The organism is Parerythrobacter lutipelagi, from assembly GCF_005434975.1.
GTDB lineage: Bacteria > Pseudomonadota > Alphaproteobacteria > Sphingomonadales > Sphingomonadaceae > Parerythrobacter_A > Parerythrobacter_A lutipelagi.
On sequence record NZ_SKCJ01000001.1, the window covers coordinates 462,694 to 475,040 of the forward strand.

General features: G+C 61.5%; 14 protein-coding genes. 7 read left to right on the plus strand and 7 right to left on the minus strand.

Going from position 1 to position 12,347, the window contains the following annotated elements; translation table 11 throughout:
- Positions 1 to 75 precede the first annotated feature (75 nt).
- Together rpsU and E0502_RS02310 are read right to left on the minus strand one after the other, a co-directional pair.
- Entirely contained in the window at positions 76 to 282 is a 207-nt protein-coding gene (gene rpsU, locus E0502_RS02305; protein ID WP_095012790.1) for a 30S ribosomal protein S21, read from the minus strand.
- A gap of 205 nt (positions 283 to 487) precedes the next feature.
- Positions 488 to 1,036: a DUF4287 domain-containing protein gene (locus tag E0502_RS02310; protein WP_137676358.1), complete on the minus strand. Its 549-nt coding sequence runs from the start codon at positions 1,034 to 1,036 to the stop codon at positions 488 to 490.
- Positions 1,037 to 1,151: 115 nt separating this feature from the next.
- Here E0502_RS02310 and crcB point away from each other — a divergent pair, with 115 nt between their 5' ends.
- Genes crcB through E0502_RS02335 form a run of 5 tightly spaced genes read left to right on the plus strand, consistent with a single transcriptional unit; the run spans position 1,152 to position 4,260 of the window.
- Positions 1,152 to 1,559: a fluoride efflux transporter CrcB gene (gene crcB, locus E0502_RS02315; RefSeq protein ID WP_137676359.1), complete on the plus strand. Its 408-nt coding sequence runs from the start codon at positions 1,152 to 1,154 to the stop codon at positions 1,557 to 1,559.
- Positions 1,556 to 2,713, plus strand: coding sequence for an RluA family pseudouridine synthase (locus tag E0502_RS02320; RefSeq protein WP_137676360.1), 1,158 nt, complete (start codon positions 1,556 to 1,558; stop codon positions 2,711 to 2,713). Before crcB ends, E0502_RS02320 begins: the two co-directional genes overlap by 4 nt.
- The gene (locus E0502_RS02325; protein WP_137676361.1) at positions 2,713 to 3,366 is read left to right on the plus strand and encodes an HAD-IA family hydrolase; all 654 of its coding nucleotides are present in this window, start codon (positions 2,713 to 2,715) and stop codon (positions 3,364 to 3,366) included. Before E0502_RS02320 ends, E0502_RS02325 begins: the two co-directional genes overlap by 1 nt.
- Complete coding sequence (locus E0502_RS02330) at positions 3,359 to 3,568, plus strand: hypothetical protein (protein ID WP_137676362.1); 210 nt, start codon at positions 3,359 to 3,361, stop codon at positions 3,566 to 3,568. The genes E0502_RS02325 and E0502_RS02330 overlap by 8 nt, the downstream gene beginning before the upstream one ends.
- Positions 3,565 to 4,260, plus strand: coding sequence for an ATP12 family chaperone protein (locus E0502_RS02335; protein ID WP_137676363.1), 696 nt, complete (start codon positions 3,565 to 3,567; stop codon positions 4,258 to 4,260). The genes E0502_RS02330 and E0502_RS02335 overlap by 4 nt, the downstream gene beginning before the upstream one ends.
- A gap of 17 nt (positions 4,261 to 4,277) precedes the next feature.
- On the opposite strand, the gene E0502_RS02340 is transcribed toward E0502_RS02335, so the two are convergent.
- The 4 genes from E0502_RS02340 to E0502_RS02355 are packed head-to-tail and all read right to left on the minus strand — an operon-like array spanning position 4,278 to position 7,844.
- Positions 4,278 to 4,898 (minus strand): ABC-type transport auxiliary lipoprotein family protein, encoded by a 621-nt coding sequence (locus tag E0502_RS02340; RefSeq protein WP_240048821.1) that lies wholly within the window; start codon positions 4,896 to 4,898, stop codon positions 4,278 to 4,280.
- Positions 4,895 to 5,842 carry an MlaD family protein gene (locus tag E0502_RS02345; protein ID WP_137676365.1) on the minus strand — a complete coding sequence of 316 codons (948 nt, stop codon included), beginning with the start codon at positions 5,840 to 5,842 and terminating at the stop codon, positions 4,895 to 4,897. The genes E0502_RS02340 and E0502_RS02345 overlap by 4 nt, the downstream gene beginning before the upstream one ends.
- Positions 5,843 to 5,898: 56 nt before the next feature.
- Entirely contained in the window at positions 5,899 to 6,735 is an 837-nt protein-coding gene (locus tag E0502_RS02350; RefSeq protein WP_137676366.1) for an ABC transporter ATP-binding protein, read from the minus strand.
- Entirely contained in the window at positions 6,735 to 7,844 is a 1,110-nt protein-coding gene (locus E0502_RS02355) for an MlaE family ABC transporter permease (protein ID WP_137676367.1), read from the minus strand. Before E0502_RS02355 ends, E0502_RS02350 begins: the two co-directional genes overlap by 1 nt.
- 78 nt (positions 7,845 to 7,922) lie before the next feature.
- On the opposite strand from E0502_RS02355, the gene E0502_RS02360 reads away from it, so the two are divergent.
- Positions 7,923 to 10,655: a valine--tRNA ligase gene (locus E0502_RS02360; protein ID WP_137676368.1), complete on the plus strand. Its 2,733-nt coding sequence runs from the start codon at positions 7,923 to 7,925 to the stop codon at positions 10,653 to 10,655.
- 147 nt (positions 10,656 to 10,802) lie between these two features.
- Here E0502_RS02360 and E0502_RS02365 read toward each other — a convergent pair whose 3' ends face one another.
- Complete coding sequence (locus tag E0502_RS02365) at positions 10,803 to 11,201, minus strand: VOC family protein (RefSeq protein ID WP_137676369.1); 399 nt, start codon at positions 11,199 to 11,201, stop codon at positions 10,803 to 10,805.
- Positions 11,202 to 11,343: 142 nt separating this feature from the next.
- Here E0502_RS02365 and E0502_RS02370 point away from each other — a divergent pair, with 142 nt between their 5' ends.
- The gene (locus tag E0502_RS02370; protein WP_240048822.1) at positions 11,344 to 12,201 is read left to right on the plus strand and encodes a M90 family metallopeptidase; all 858 of its coding nucleotides are present in this window, start codon (positions 11,344 to 11,346) and stop codon (positions 12,199 to 12,201) included.
- The last annotated feature ends 146 nt before the right edge of the window (positions 12,202 to 12,347 follow it).

Consider the following 12,347-nt stretch of genomic DNA (forward strand, 5'->3'; position numbering starts at 1 on the left):
GTGCGCCGGATAGCAAAAGGGCGCGGAATCACTCCGCGCCCTGATGGCTTAACAATGCTGTGGGTTCAAGCCGTCTTACTTGATGCCGTCACGTTCCATACGCTTGCGCTCCATCTTGCGGGCGCGGCGCACGGCAGCAGCTTTTTCGCGAGCGCGCTTTTCGCTCGGCTTTTCGTAGTGGCGACGCAGCTTCATTTCGCGATACACGCCTTCGCGCTGCAGCTTCTTCTTGAGCGCGCGCAGGGCCTGGTCGACATTGTTATCGCGAACGATGATCTGCATAAAATCCACTACCTCACAGCAATCGGCAAGAGCCCGCCTAAGCGCGGGATATACCGCTATAAAAACAACGAAAATTGGGCCGAATCCGTTCCGGACCAGCTCGAACAGAGGCGCACCTAGTTAACTTGCCGGACAAAAGCAAGCTTTGAGACGCGTTGTCAGAGGCGCATTCAATACCCGAAAAACCCTCATAAGTCGAATCGAACTACCCGGCGCGCTCGTAAGCGTTGCGCACCCACTGCTTCACCTCGTCGTCGAAATCGGCGAGTGATTCGAGCCGCACGCGGTGACTGCACATCGCATTGTAACCTTCGAGCCGCCCCTCCTCAGGCTCTCCTTTCAGCGCCAGTCCGAGATCGATGCGTGATTTGGTTGCTGGCGTGATCAGAGCAAACTGTTTCTTGCGGCGCAGGCTGACGCTGGCTTTCTTTGGTGCAACATCGACATCACCGCCAAGGGCATTGGCATAGAGGACGATGGCGTCGTGAAGCGAACGCAGGGATTCCTTGCCGTTGGAGTATTGCGCCGCGACGAGATCGGTTTCTGCAGCGCCGGATGGCTCGCGGGCCTTGGCAGCGATCAGATTGGCGAAACCATGCGTCATGCCATGCTCGCTCTTGAGCAAATTCATGATTTCACCGTGCTTCCGGCAATCCGACGCGGCGATAATGTTGAGCCACTCGTCCAGCTCTTTGCCGGTCTTTTCAGGGATATTTGCCATCATGGTGGCCAATTGTTGCTCGGGCGAAGCCATCTGGTCGTACTCTCCTGCTTTGCTGCGATCCTAGCACATGCCGCCGGACGAAGAAATTCATGCTGTAATCACGCACCAGATGACGAACGCCGCTTTGCCGTCTAAGGGAGCCGCCATGTCCTCGCTTTCCCCTCTTGCTGCCACCGCCAATGTCGCCATCGGCGGCGCGGTCGGTGCCGTGCTGCGCTACCAGCTCGGCCGGCTGATGACTCACTGGCTGGGGATCAAGACCGTCACCACTTTCCCCTGGGCTACGTTGACCGCCAATGTGCTCGGCAGCCTCGCGATGGGCTTGCTCGCCGGGTGGATGGCGCGGCAGGGTTCGGGCGGTGAGCAAATGCGTTTGCTACTCGGCGTCGGCCTCTTGGGCGGCTTCACGACATTCTCCAGCTTCAGCCTCGAAATGATGCTGCTGATCGAACGCGGGCAAATCAGCTACGCGATGACCTATGCCTTCGTGTCAGTGCTCGCTGGCCTGGTGGGCTTGTATATTGGCCTGATCGTGATGAGGTTGGCAGCATGAATTCTCCCGACACATCTAACGAAGTTCGCCAGTTCACTGTCAGCGAGGACGATGACGGCATCCGGCTCGACCGCTGGTTCAAGCGCAATTTGCCGAAAATCGGCTTTGCCACCATCAGCCGCTGGGCCCGCACCGGCCAGATTCGTGTCGACGGCGGCCGCGCCAAGCCTGACGACCGGCTGAGCGAAGGGCAAGTCCTGCGCGTGCCTCCGGGCGGCGAGGCGGCGCACAAGGCGCCCAAGCCCAAACGCGAACTGACTGCAGACGAAATCGCCGAAGCGGAAGCGATGGTGATCATGCAGACAAAATCGGCCATCGTGCTCAACAAGCCGCCGGGCCTCGCGACGCAGGGCGGTAGCAAGACAACCAAACATGTCGACGGCCTGCTCGACGCATTCGTGAAGGGGGAAGAGCCGCGCCCGCGCCTCGTCCACCGACTCGACAAGGACACTTCGGGCGTTCTGCTGATCGCGAAAAGCCCGAGCGCAGCCGCATCGTTTTCCCGGCGTTTTGCCGGCCGGTCCGCGCGCAAGATCTATTGGGCGCTCGTGGTCGGCGTGCCCGATGTAAGGGAAGGCACGATCGATGCTCCCCTCGCCAAACAGCCGGGCACCGGCGGCGAAAAGATGCATGTCGATCTCGAGAACGGACAAACCGCCAAGACCCGCTACCGGGTGGTGGAAACCGCCGCCAAGAAAGCCTGCTGGATCGAGCTGGAACCGCTCACCGGACGCACGCACCAGTTGCGCGTGCATCTCGATGCCATCGGCCACCCGATAGTCGGTGACGGAAAATATGGCGGGCAGGATGCCTTTCTGACCGGCAGCATCAGCCGCAAGATGCATCTGCACGCGCGGCGGCTGATCATCACGGAACCGGGTGGCGGCAAGCTGGATGTAACCGCAGACTTGCCGGAACATTTTGCCGCCAGCATGGACCAGATGGGGTTCGATATCTCGCTCAGCGATGCCGAGCCCGATCAGGGCCCGCCCGAGCGGAGCCCGGCAGAAAAGAAGCAGGCAGCGCGCCAGCATGCCAAAAAATACCGCAAGGCACAGCGCACCCCGCGCCGCTCGCGCGGTGAACAGCCGAAGAAAAAGCTCGGCAAGAAATCCGGCGGTCGCCCCGCAAAGGATCCCAAGGGCAAAAGCTGATGCCGAAACTGGCGGTGTTCGATTGCGATGGCACACTGGTCGATGGACAGGCCAGCATTTGCGAAGCGATGGAAACGGCTTTCGCAGCCGCCTCGCTTGCTGCACCCGACCGCCATCTGATCCGCCGTATCGTCGGGCTCAGCCTGCCGCAGGCGCTGCAGATGCTCGCCCCGGATGCGAGCGAAGACCAGCACGCCATCGCATTGCAAAGCTATAAGGATGCGTTTCGCGCCAGCCGCATGAACGGCACGCTGGAAGAGCCGTTGTTCGCCGGGATGGCCGAATTGCTCGACCGGCTGCGCGGTGCTGGCTGGGCGCTCGCGGTGGCGACCGGAAAGTCCGACCGGGGATTGACCAGTTGCCTCGCTTCGCACGGTCTCACCGATCATTTCGTCAGCTTGCAAACGGCCGACCGACACCCCTCGAAACCCAATCCGGCGATGCTCGAAGCCGCGCTGTTCGAAGCCGGAGCAAAACCCGGCGAAGCGGTGATGATCGGTGACACGACTTTCGACATTGTCATGGCCCGTGCGGCGAACGTTCGCGCCATCGGGGTCGACTGGGGGTATCACGGCCCGGACGAATTGCTGGCCGAAGGTGCAGCGGCGGTTGCCACCAGCTGCCCACATCTCGAGGAATTGCTCAATGCATGATGATCCGGCCAAGGCGCATTTCATTCTGATTCAGCTCAACCGCCTGTTTGGCGCGATCATGGTGGTCACCGGTATTCTGGGCGCAACCGGCACAGTCGCGATGGGCGATTGGTTTGCCTATGCTCTGCTGGTTGTCGGCGTGATCGAGTTTTTCATCGTGCCGCAAATCCTCGCGCGCGCCTGGAGGAGCCCGAAGGAATGAAGCGGTTTTATCAGGAAGCAACCGTCGGCGAGTCCGATGGCGGTTTCCACGTCCTGCTCGATGGCAAGCCGGTCAAAACGCCCGGTCGCGCGGTGCAGCGTGTGCCCACCCGTTCGCTTGCCCAAGCGCTCGCAGCGGAATGGGCGGCGCAGGGAGAAAAGATCGATCCGCATAGCTTCCGCTTCCGCGATCACGCCGATTTCGCGATCGACGTAGTCAGCACTGAACGCGAAGAGACGATCGAGAAGCTCGTCTCTTATGCCGAAACGGACACATTGTGCTACCGCGCCGATCCGGGCGAAGCACTGTTCAGACGACAGGCCGAAGCATGGGAACCGCTGCTGACCGCTGTCGAGGCGCGTGAAGGCGTACGTTTTGAACGGATCAGCGGCGTTATCCATCGCAGCCAGCCGAAAGAAACGCTGGAAGCGCTGCGCAGACGATTGCAACCGGAGAACGCGTTCACGCTTGGCGGCTTGCAGGCCGTGGTCTCGCTTTCCGCGTCCTTGTGTATCGGCCTGGCCGCGCTCGAGCCCGATGCCGATGCGGCGGCGCTGTTCGAAGTGTCGGAACTCGAGGAAGCCTGGCAAGCTGAATTATGGGGACGCGATGCCGAAGCCGAAGACCGGCGCGCCAAGCGTGCAGCCGACTTCGGGGCAGCGATCGAGTTCCTCAAGCTGTTAAAGGGCTGAGCCTTGGCCGCCCGTTACTAGGTGGCTGAAATCCAGTCGGCCACTTCGCCTGCCACATCATTGGCTGCACGGTTCAATGCATCGCCTACAAAGCCAGCTTCTGCGGCGGCCACAGGGATGACGCTTTCAAACCGGCGGGTCTGGATCGGGCCGTCCTTCATCTGCCGCACCGCATCATACTGCACGACGACCGACATGGACTGCGCGTCATAGCCGAATTTGTTGATTGTACCGCGCAGCCGGTCATCGGCGAGGATTGTCGGATCCTCACCTTCCACCACCAAACGTCCCGATTGCGCCGAGACTGTCTCCATCAGCAATTGCTTGAAAAGCCGGGCGGGCTTTTCCACCCACACGGCATCCTTGAGATAAGCGATGGTGGTCGGGTCGACCTGAACCGGTACGCGCGGAACGTTGATCGATTGCGGCACACCCGGTTCATAGACCGCAAAGGCCGTTTCGCGGGTGGTCGAACTTTCAGCGCCAGCAGGAAGCGCATTGTTCGCGGTAAGAGTCAGCAAGCTGGGCGGCGGCTCGGTGCCAAAGCTGACACATCCACTCAGCGCCAGCGCCAGACCCAGCATTGTCGGAACGGCGAGCCCGAGTTTCTTCATTGTCTCTCCAGCACGCGCAATCATGGTTCATACTCCGGTAGAGGCTGCGCGCCGAGCAGCGAGCCTGCGCCTTCATTCTCCAGCCGCTCCGTCACCTGGCGCAAGGCCTGGCTGGTTGCCCGCAGATCCTGCATTGTGGCTTCTGCGGCGGGCAAAGTGCTTTCGGCAAGCTGGCGTGTCGCGGGGCGTGCGTCTTCGAGCGTCGATGACAGCGAAGCAGCGGCGGCATCGGCGGATTTCAGCGTTTCACGCAACTGCTTCGACAAGGCAGCACCTTCCTCGTTGATCACGCGGTCAGTGGATTGGGTGACCTGTTCGAACGCAGCCAAGGCCCGGCTCGCTTCCGCCAGCGTGCCCTGCAATTCAGCCAGAGTGGCGCGCGTCTGAGGTCCGGTAGCAGCCAGTTCTTCCGTCATCTTGTTAGTGTTGCGCAGGATGCCGGCGATTTCGCCCTGATTGTCGTCATCGAGCAACTGAGTGAGCCGTTCGGTCAAGGTTGCAAGGCGCTGCAACAGCAGCGGCGCATCGGACAGCAATGCGTTGAGCCCGCCATCCTTGGGTGGAATCACTGGCTGCCCCTCAGGACAAGCGGTCGTATCGCAGGTGATTGGCGGTGCGCCAATGCGCGCGCCGTCGAGCAAAATGGTCGAGACACCCGTGAAAGAACCCTGGATCGTAGCCGTGGTACCGACAAGGATCGGCACATCTTCTCTCACCGATATGCGCACACGCACGAAATCGGGGTCTTTCTCGTACAGCCGGATATCGCTCACCTGCCCCACCGGCACACCGGCGAATGTCACTTCGGAACCGCGCGCCAGGCCGGAAACAGACTGCTGGAACAGGATGTCGTATTCCTTCTGCTCGCCGCGACCGAGCTGGGCCAGCCAGACGATCGCAAGAGCGAGCGCAGCAAGCAGTGCCAGAGTGACGATCCCCACCCAGAGATGATTTGCGCGTGTTTCCATCTGTTTGCCTCTATGCGCCCTGTTTGCGCGTCTTGTCCATGTTCGTCATCCGTCGATCAGCCATCGGACCGCGCCTGCGTGCCTTGCGCCGCCCTGCCCCGTGGGCCGTTGAAATATTCTTCGATCCACGGGTGCTGCGTCTCAAGCAGTTCGGGGATCGTGCCAACCGCAATCACTCTCTTTTCCGCCAGCACGGCCACCCGGTCACAGATGGCGTACAGCGTATCGAGATCATGCGTGATGAGGAAGACTGTGAGCCCCAGCGTATCCTGCAATTCCTTGGTCAGGCGATCGAATTTGTCTGCCCCGATCGGGTCGAGCCCGGCGGTCGGCTCATCGAGGAACAACAGTTCCGGATCGAGCGACAACGCGCGGGCAAGGCCTGCACGTTTGCGCATTCCGCCGGAAAGCTCGGAGGGAAACTTGTTCGCCGCTTCTTCCGGAAGGCCTGACAGAATGACTTTATAGCGCGCAATCTCGCGCCGCAGCTCGGGCGACAACTCAGGGTAGAATTGGCGCAGGGGCACTTCGACATTCTCACCCACGGTGAGGGTCGAGAACAGCGCCCCGCCCTGGAACAGCACGCCCCAGCGGTTGCGGATACCGATGTTTTCATCAGGCTCGGCCTCGGTGATCGACCGGCCGAAGACTTCGATATTGCCTTGTGCAGGTTGCTGCAGCCCGATGATGGACCGCATCAATACGGACTTGCCGGTGCCTGACCCGCCAACCACACCGAGAATTTCACGCCGCCTGACTTTCAGGTCGAGATCCTCGTGCACGACCTGTTCGCCGAACTGGTTTCTCAACCCTTCGACCACCACCGGGTAATCACCGCGGAAGCGCTCGTGGCGGCCGAGTGCACGCTTTTCCGATCCGGTTTCTTCGCTCATCAGCCCCATCCGATTTCGGTAAAGAACACTGCGAAGAACGCGTCGATAACAATCACTGCGAAGATGGCCGAAACGACCGCCATGGTCGTGCGGCGGCCGACCTCTTCCGAATTCCCGCTCACCTGCATCCCGTGATAGCACCCGGCGAGCGCGACGATCAGGCCGAACACCGGCGCTTTGATCAACCCGACCCACATATCGTAAACCGGGACCACTTCCTGGATCCGGGCGAGGAATGTCCAGAACGGGATGCCCAGCATCAGGTCGCCGACCACGGCACCGCCGATGATTGCCACAACCGAGGCATAAAAGCCCAGTACCACCATCATGAACGTGCTGGCTAGAATGCGGGGGATGACCAGCGCTTCGATCGGAGAAATGCCGATCGTGCGCATCGCGTCGACCTCTTCGGTCAGCTTCATTGTGCCGATCTGCGCGGCAAATGCGCTGCCCGACCGGCCCGCCACCATGATTGCGGTCATCAGCACGCCCAGTTCGCGCAAGGTGATCCGCCCGACCAGATTGACCGTCAGCGTCTCCGCGCCGAATTGCTGCAACTGGACCGCGCCCTGCTGAGCGATGACAATTCCGATCAGGAAGCTCATCAGACCGATTATCGGCAACGCATTGACCCCGACCAGTTCGAGCTGGTGGACCAGCGCCTTGACCCGGAAGCGGCCCGGGTGGCGGATCAGCGAGCCGAAGCCCATGATGATCTGGCCGAGGAACCCGATGACCGACGCAATGCCATATCCCGCGTTGAAGACCTTCTTGCCGATTTCCACCGGCACCCGGCGGTGGATTGGCAGGCGCGGCGCCGCGATTTCAGCTTCACTGTTGGCTGACTCGACGGCTTTGAGCAGCCGCTGTGCCCGCTCGCCCGCGCCGACGATTTCCGCATCGTGCCGGGTCGCCAGCGTACACGCCATCCACGCGCCGACGGTATCGATTTCGCTCACCTGCGAAAGGTCGACCGAAGCGAAACCCCCTTCGATTTCGCGCAGTTCATGATCGATCTCGCCGATGGTCGATACGAGGTAGGGCCCGGACAGCACCAGGCGCGAGCCGCCCTCACTATCTTCCAGATGGAATTCTGCCCCGCCGGTCATGCCATCGGTATGCGAGCAAATTCAGCGCTTCACAAGTGATTGCTTCGCAAACGCAGCACTGGCAAGGGGACAGACGATATGACCAACACACTCGACACGACTTTCGACCCCGCTGCGATCGAAGCAAAATGGTACAAGCACTGGGAAGAAAACGGCCTGTTCCGGCCCGAGCGCCCGGACGCGGAGCCCTTCACCATCGTGAATCCACCGCCGAATGTCACCGGCAGCCTGCATATCGGCCACGCGCTGGACAATACGTTGCAGGATATCGTCATCCGTTACGAGCGGCTGCGCGGCAAGGATGCGCTGTGGGTCGTCGGCACAGACCATGCGGGCATCGCCACCCAGATGGTGGTCGAGCGCCAGATGGAAGAGCGGCAGGACAAGCGCACCAATTACACGCGCGAGGAATTTGTCGAGAAGGTCTGGGACTGGAAACGCGAAAGCGGCGGAACCATCACCACTCAGCTGCGCCGCCTTGGCTGTTCGATGGACTGGAGCCGCGAACAGTTCACCATGGACGAGCATTTTTCGAGTGCCGTGCTGAAGGTGTTCGTCGACCTCTACAATGACGGGCTAATCTACCGCGACAAGCGGCTGGTGAACTGGGACCCGAAGCTGCGCACCGCGATTTCCGACCTGGAGGTCGAGACGCAGACGATCGCGGGCAGCTTCTGGCATTTCAAATATCCGCTCGAGGCTGGCGTGACGCTGGCGGACGGGCGCGATTATATCGAAGTCGCCACCACGCGCCCTGAAACCATGCTGGCCGATATGGCGGTTGCGGTGCATCCCGATGACGATCGCTACAAGTCTGTCGTCGGCAAGCATGTCGTGCTGCCGCTCACCGGGCGGCGCATCCCCATCGTGGCGGACGAGCACGCCGATCCCGAGCTGGGTTCGGGCGCGGTGAAGATTACGCCGGGTCACGATTTCAACGATTTCGACGTGGGCAAGCGCGCCGGGTTCGCGCCTGCGGACATGCTCAACATGCTCGATGCCGATGCCAACGTCTGTCAGGTGGCGGATGGCTTGATCCCGGAAGAATTCCTCGGCCTGCACCGCTTCAGGCGGGATGTTGTCGATGGTGCGCGCGAACTTGTCGTGCAGCGGCTGAAGGAACAGGGTTTCCTGATCCCGCATATCGCCAAGACCAAGAAGGGTGAAGAAGTCGAACACGACGCCGAGCCGCGCCAGATCGCCACCCCCTTCGGCGATCGCGGCGGCGTGGTGATCGAGCCGTGGTTGACCGACCAGTGGTACGTCAACGCCGAAGAACTGGCGAAAAAGCCGATCGAAGCGGTGAAGTCCGGCGAGGTCGAGATCGTCCCCAAGAGCTGGGAAAAGACCTTCTTCAACTGGATGGAAAACATCCAGCCTTGGTGCGTCAGCCGCCAGCTATGGTGGGGCCACCGGATTCCGGCTTGGTATGACGAGAATGGCGAGGTCTACGTCGCCATGACGGAGGAAGAGGCGCAAGCGAAAGCTGGTGACGGCGCTGCCCTCAAACGAGATGAAGACGTCCTCGACACCTGGTTCTCCTCTGGCCTGTGGCCTTTCGCCACGCTCGGCTGGCCGGACAAAACCGAGCTGCTCGACAAGCACTACCCCAACTCGCTGCTGATCAGCGGGTTCGACATCCTGTTCTTCTGGGACGCGCGGATGATGATGTGGGGCTATTACAACCTTGGCGAGAAGCCGTGGGACAAGCTGTATCTCCACGGGCTGGTGCGCGCGGCGGACGGCTCCAAGATGTCCAAGTCCAAGGGCAATGTCGTCGACCCGCTGGGCCTGATCGACCAGTATGGCGCCGATGCGCTGCGGTTCTTCATGGCGGCGATGGAAAGCCAGGGCCGCGACATCAAGATGGATGACAAGCGGGTCGAGGGCTATCGCAACTTCGCCACCAAGCTGTGGAACGCGACCCGCTTCTGCCAGTCGAACGGCATCGGCGCGAGCGAGACGCTGGCCGCGCCGGAGGCCAAACTCGCCGCGAACCAGTGGATTATCGGCGAAGTCTCGCAAACCGTCGAAGCGCTCGACAAGGCGATGGCCGAACTGCGCTTCGATGCCGCCGCGAACCTCATCTACCATTTTACTTGGGACCGGTTCTGCGACTGGTATCTCGAACTGATCAAGCCGGTGTTTGCAGAAGGCGCGAGTGAAGCGGCGGCTGCCGAAACCCGCGCCGTCGCCGGCTGGGCGCTCGACCAGATCCTCGTTATGCTGCACCCCTTCATGCCCTTCATCACCGAAGAGCTGTGGAGCAAGCAGGGAGACCGCCCCCATTACCCGCTGATCACCGCCAAATGGCCCGAGCCGCAAGCGAGCGTCAGCAAGGACGCGACCGATGCGATCGACTGGGTGATCGAGCTGACCAGCAATGTCCGCAGCGCGAAGAACGAACTCGGCATTGCGCCAGGCGCAAAGCTGGCGGCCTTCGTCTCCTCGCCCTCCGATGTCGCGAGCCGCACAATCGAGCGCAGCGCCGCCGCGATCGAACGCCTCGCCCGCCTGACCCCGCTGACCGTGGGCGAATCGCCCGCAGGCCCGGCGATGCAGGTGACAGCCGGCAGCGACGTGTTCGTGATCCCTCTCGAAGGGGTGATCGACATCGACGCGGAAAAGACGCGCCTGTCGAAAGCGCTCGAAGTTTCGCAAAAGGAAGCAAGGTCGCTCGAAGGGCGGCTGTCGAACGCCAACTTCGTCGAACGCGCCAAGCCCGAAGCGGTCGAAAAAGCCCGCGCCGACCACGCACACCACACCGCGGAGGTCGAGCGGCTGACGGCGGCACTGGCGCGGTTGGGGTAAGGTTCAGCCCTGCCCTTGCACGACCTGCGTCAGCTCTAGGCGAGCGGCTATTGGTCCAGGATGGCCGGGATGGGGTGGAAAGCGGACATTCGCGGGATCCCATGATCGAGGTCCGCTAGTTTTAGAAGCAGACCCGTGCCGGACAAATCAGGCAGGAAAATGAATTCCGCACAGTTTGTTGCCGTCGGGATCACGAAAATAGGCCAGTTCGATGGTGCCCATGGAGGCAGTTTCGCGCGGTCCGGGCGGAGCTTCGATCGACGTTCCGCCAGCGGCAACGGCGGTATCGTGAAGCTGCTTCACCTGCTCGGGCGAGTCGCAGGAAAAGGCGACTGTGCTGCCGTTGGCGATGCTTGCCGGTTCGTCGTTGATCGGTTGGCTGACGATGAAGTTGGTTCCGTTGCCGTTATTGTAGATCAGACGGGTATGGCCGCTGTCGGCGATGTTCCGCGTCCCTTCCCCTGCACCCAAGGTGCCGAGCACCGTGTCGTAGAAACGCTTTGATCGCTCAATGTCGTTCGATCCGACCATGGTGTGAAAAAGCACGCATACTCTCCTGAAGGCTGATCGACTTCCGATCGCCATTAGCCGTCTCACCTAGCAGGCACATAACCCGCAGTCACCCCCGGCCCTCGAATGTCCGCTACCGGCTCGTTAGCGGAAAGGCCGCATTCCGAAGCGCGCCGCGTTGGCCCTACCAATCCCGGATGGCGCTTCCTACTTCCCGAACATGTCGCCCTGGCTGATCCTTGCCGTCCCGCTGCTTATCGCTGCCTTCCTGCTCTATCGCGGGCAGGTGCGGAAGCGCAGGCGGCAAGCGCTTCTCGCCGCCCCGCTGACGCATGAGCAGCGCGCTGTGGTCGAGCGGCTTGTGCCGCTGGTCAAACGCCTGCCGGGCGATCTGCAGATTGCGCTCGAGGGCAAGGTCAACCTGATGCTCGATCAGGTCACTTTCCGTGGCTACAATGGCGTAGAGGTTACCGAGGAAATGCGGCTGTCGATCGCGGCGCAGGCCTGCCTGCTGATCGTCAACAGCCCGGCGTGGTACGACACGCTGCGGAATGTGCTGATTTACCCCTCCGCCTTCCTTGCCGGGCATGAAACGCATGACGGCACTTTCGTCCACCAGCACAGCCACGGGACGCTGGGCGAAAGCTGGGCGCGCGGGCCGGTCGTGCTGTCGTGGGACGATGCGCTGCACGGCGGCCTCAACATGCATGACGGACACAATGTCGTGATCCACGAATTCGCCCACCAGCTCGACGCGCTGAGCGGGCACACCGACGGTATCCCCATCCTGCGCGATGGGCAGGCCTATGCGGGTTGGGAAAAGGCGATGCTGGATGCCTACCATCATCAGGTCGACCGGCTCGAACGCGGCGAACGCACCCTGATCGACCCATACGGCGCGACCAATCACGAGGAGTTCTTCGCAGAAGCCATCGTCACCTTTTTCGAAAAGCCGCATGATCTGTGCCGTGAAGAACCCGCCCTTTACGCGCAGCTGGCGAAGCTGCTGGCGCTCGATCCCGCCCAGTGGACGTGAAAGGGACCTGCGAATTCGAAATCAGCTGGCGAGATTGCTAGCGGATTTCCTCCTACCGTCATTGCGAGCGCAGCGAAGCAATCCAGAACTGCTCGATACCTCACTGGATTGCCGCTCCGCCTGTTGGCGGCTCGCAATGACGAGTT

Excerpts from the sequence above, each read along its gene's own strand:
- rpsU (WP_095012790.1), bottom strand. The coding sequence starts at position 282 with ATGCAGATCATCGTTCGCGATAACAATGTCGACCAGGCCCTGCGCGCG.
- E0502_RS02310 (WP_137676358.1), bottom strand. The coding sequence starts at position 1,036 with ATGGCTTCGCCCGAGCAACAATTGGCCACCATGATGGCAAATATCCCT.
- crcB (WP_137676359.1), top strand. The coding sequence starts at position 1,152 with ATGTCCTCGCTTTCCCCTCTTGCTGCCACCGCCAATGTCGCCATCGGC.
- E0502_RS02320 (WP_137676360.1), top strand. The coding sequence starts at position 1,556 with ATGAATTCTCCCGACACATCTAACGAAGTTCGCCAGTTCACTGTCAGC.
- E0502_RS02325 (WP_137676361.1), top strand. The coding sequence starts at position 2,713 with ATGCCGAAACTGGCGGTGTTCGATTGCGATGGCACACTGGTCGATGGA.
- E0502_RS02330 (WP_137676362.1), top strand. The coding sequence starts at position 3,359 with ATGCATGATGATCCGGCCAAGGCGCATTTCATTCTGATTCAGCTCAAC.
- E0502_RS02335 (WP_137676363.1), top strand. The coding sequence starts at position 3,565 with ATGAAGCGGTTTTATCAGGAAGCAACCGTCGGCGAGTCCGATGGCGGT.
- E0502_RS02340 (WP_240048821.1), bottom strand. The coding sequence starts at position 4,898 with ATGATTGCGCGTGCTGGAGAGACAATGAAGAAACTCGGGCTCGCCGTT.
- E0502_RS02345 (WP_137676365.1), bottom strand. The coding sequence starts at position 5,842 with ATGGAAACACGCGCAAATCATCTCTGGGTGGGGATCGTCACTCTGGCA.
- E0502_RS02350 (WP_137676366.1), bottom strand. The coding sequence starts at position 6,735 with ATGAGCGAAGAAACCGGATCGGAAAAGCGTGCACTCGGCCGCCACGAG.
- E0502_RS02355 (WP_137676367.1), bottom strand. The coding sequence starts at position 7,844 with ATGACCGGCGGGGCAGAATTCCATCTGGAAGATAGTGAGGGCGGCTCG.
- E0502_RS02360 (WP_137676368.1), top strand. The coding sequence starts at position 7,923 with ATGACCAACACACTCGACACGACTTTCGACCCCGCTGCGATCGAAGCA.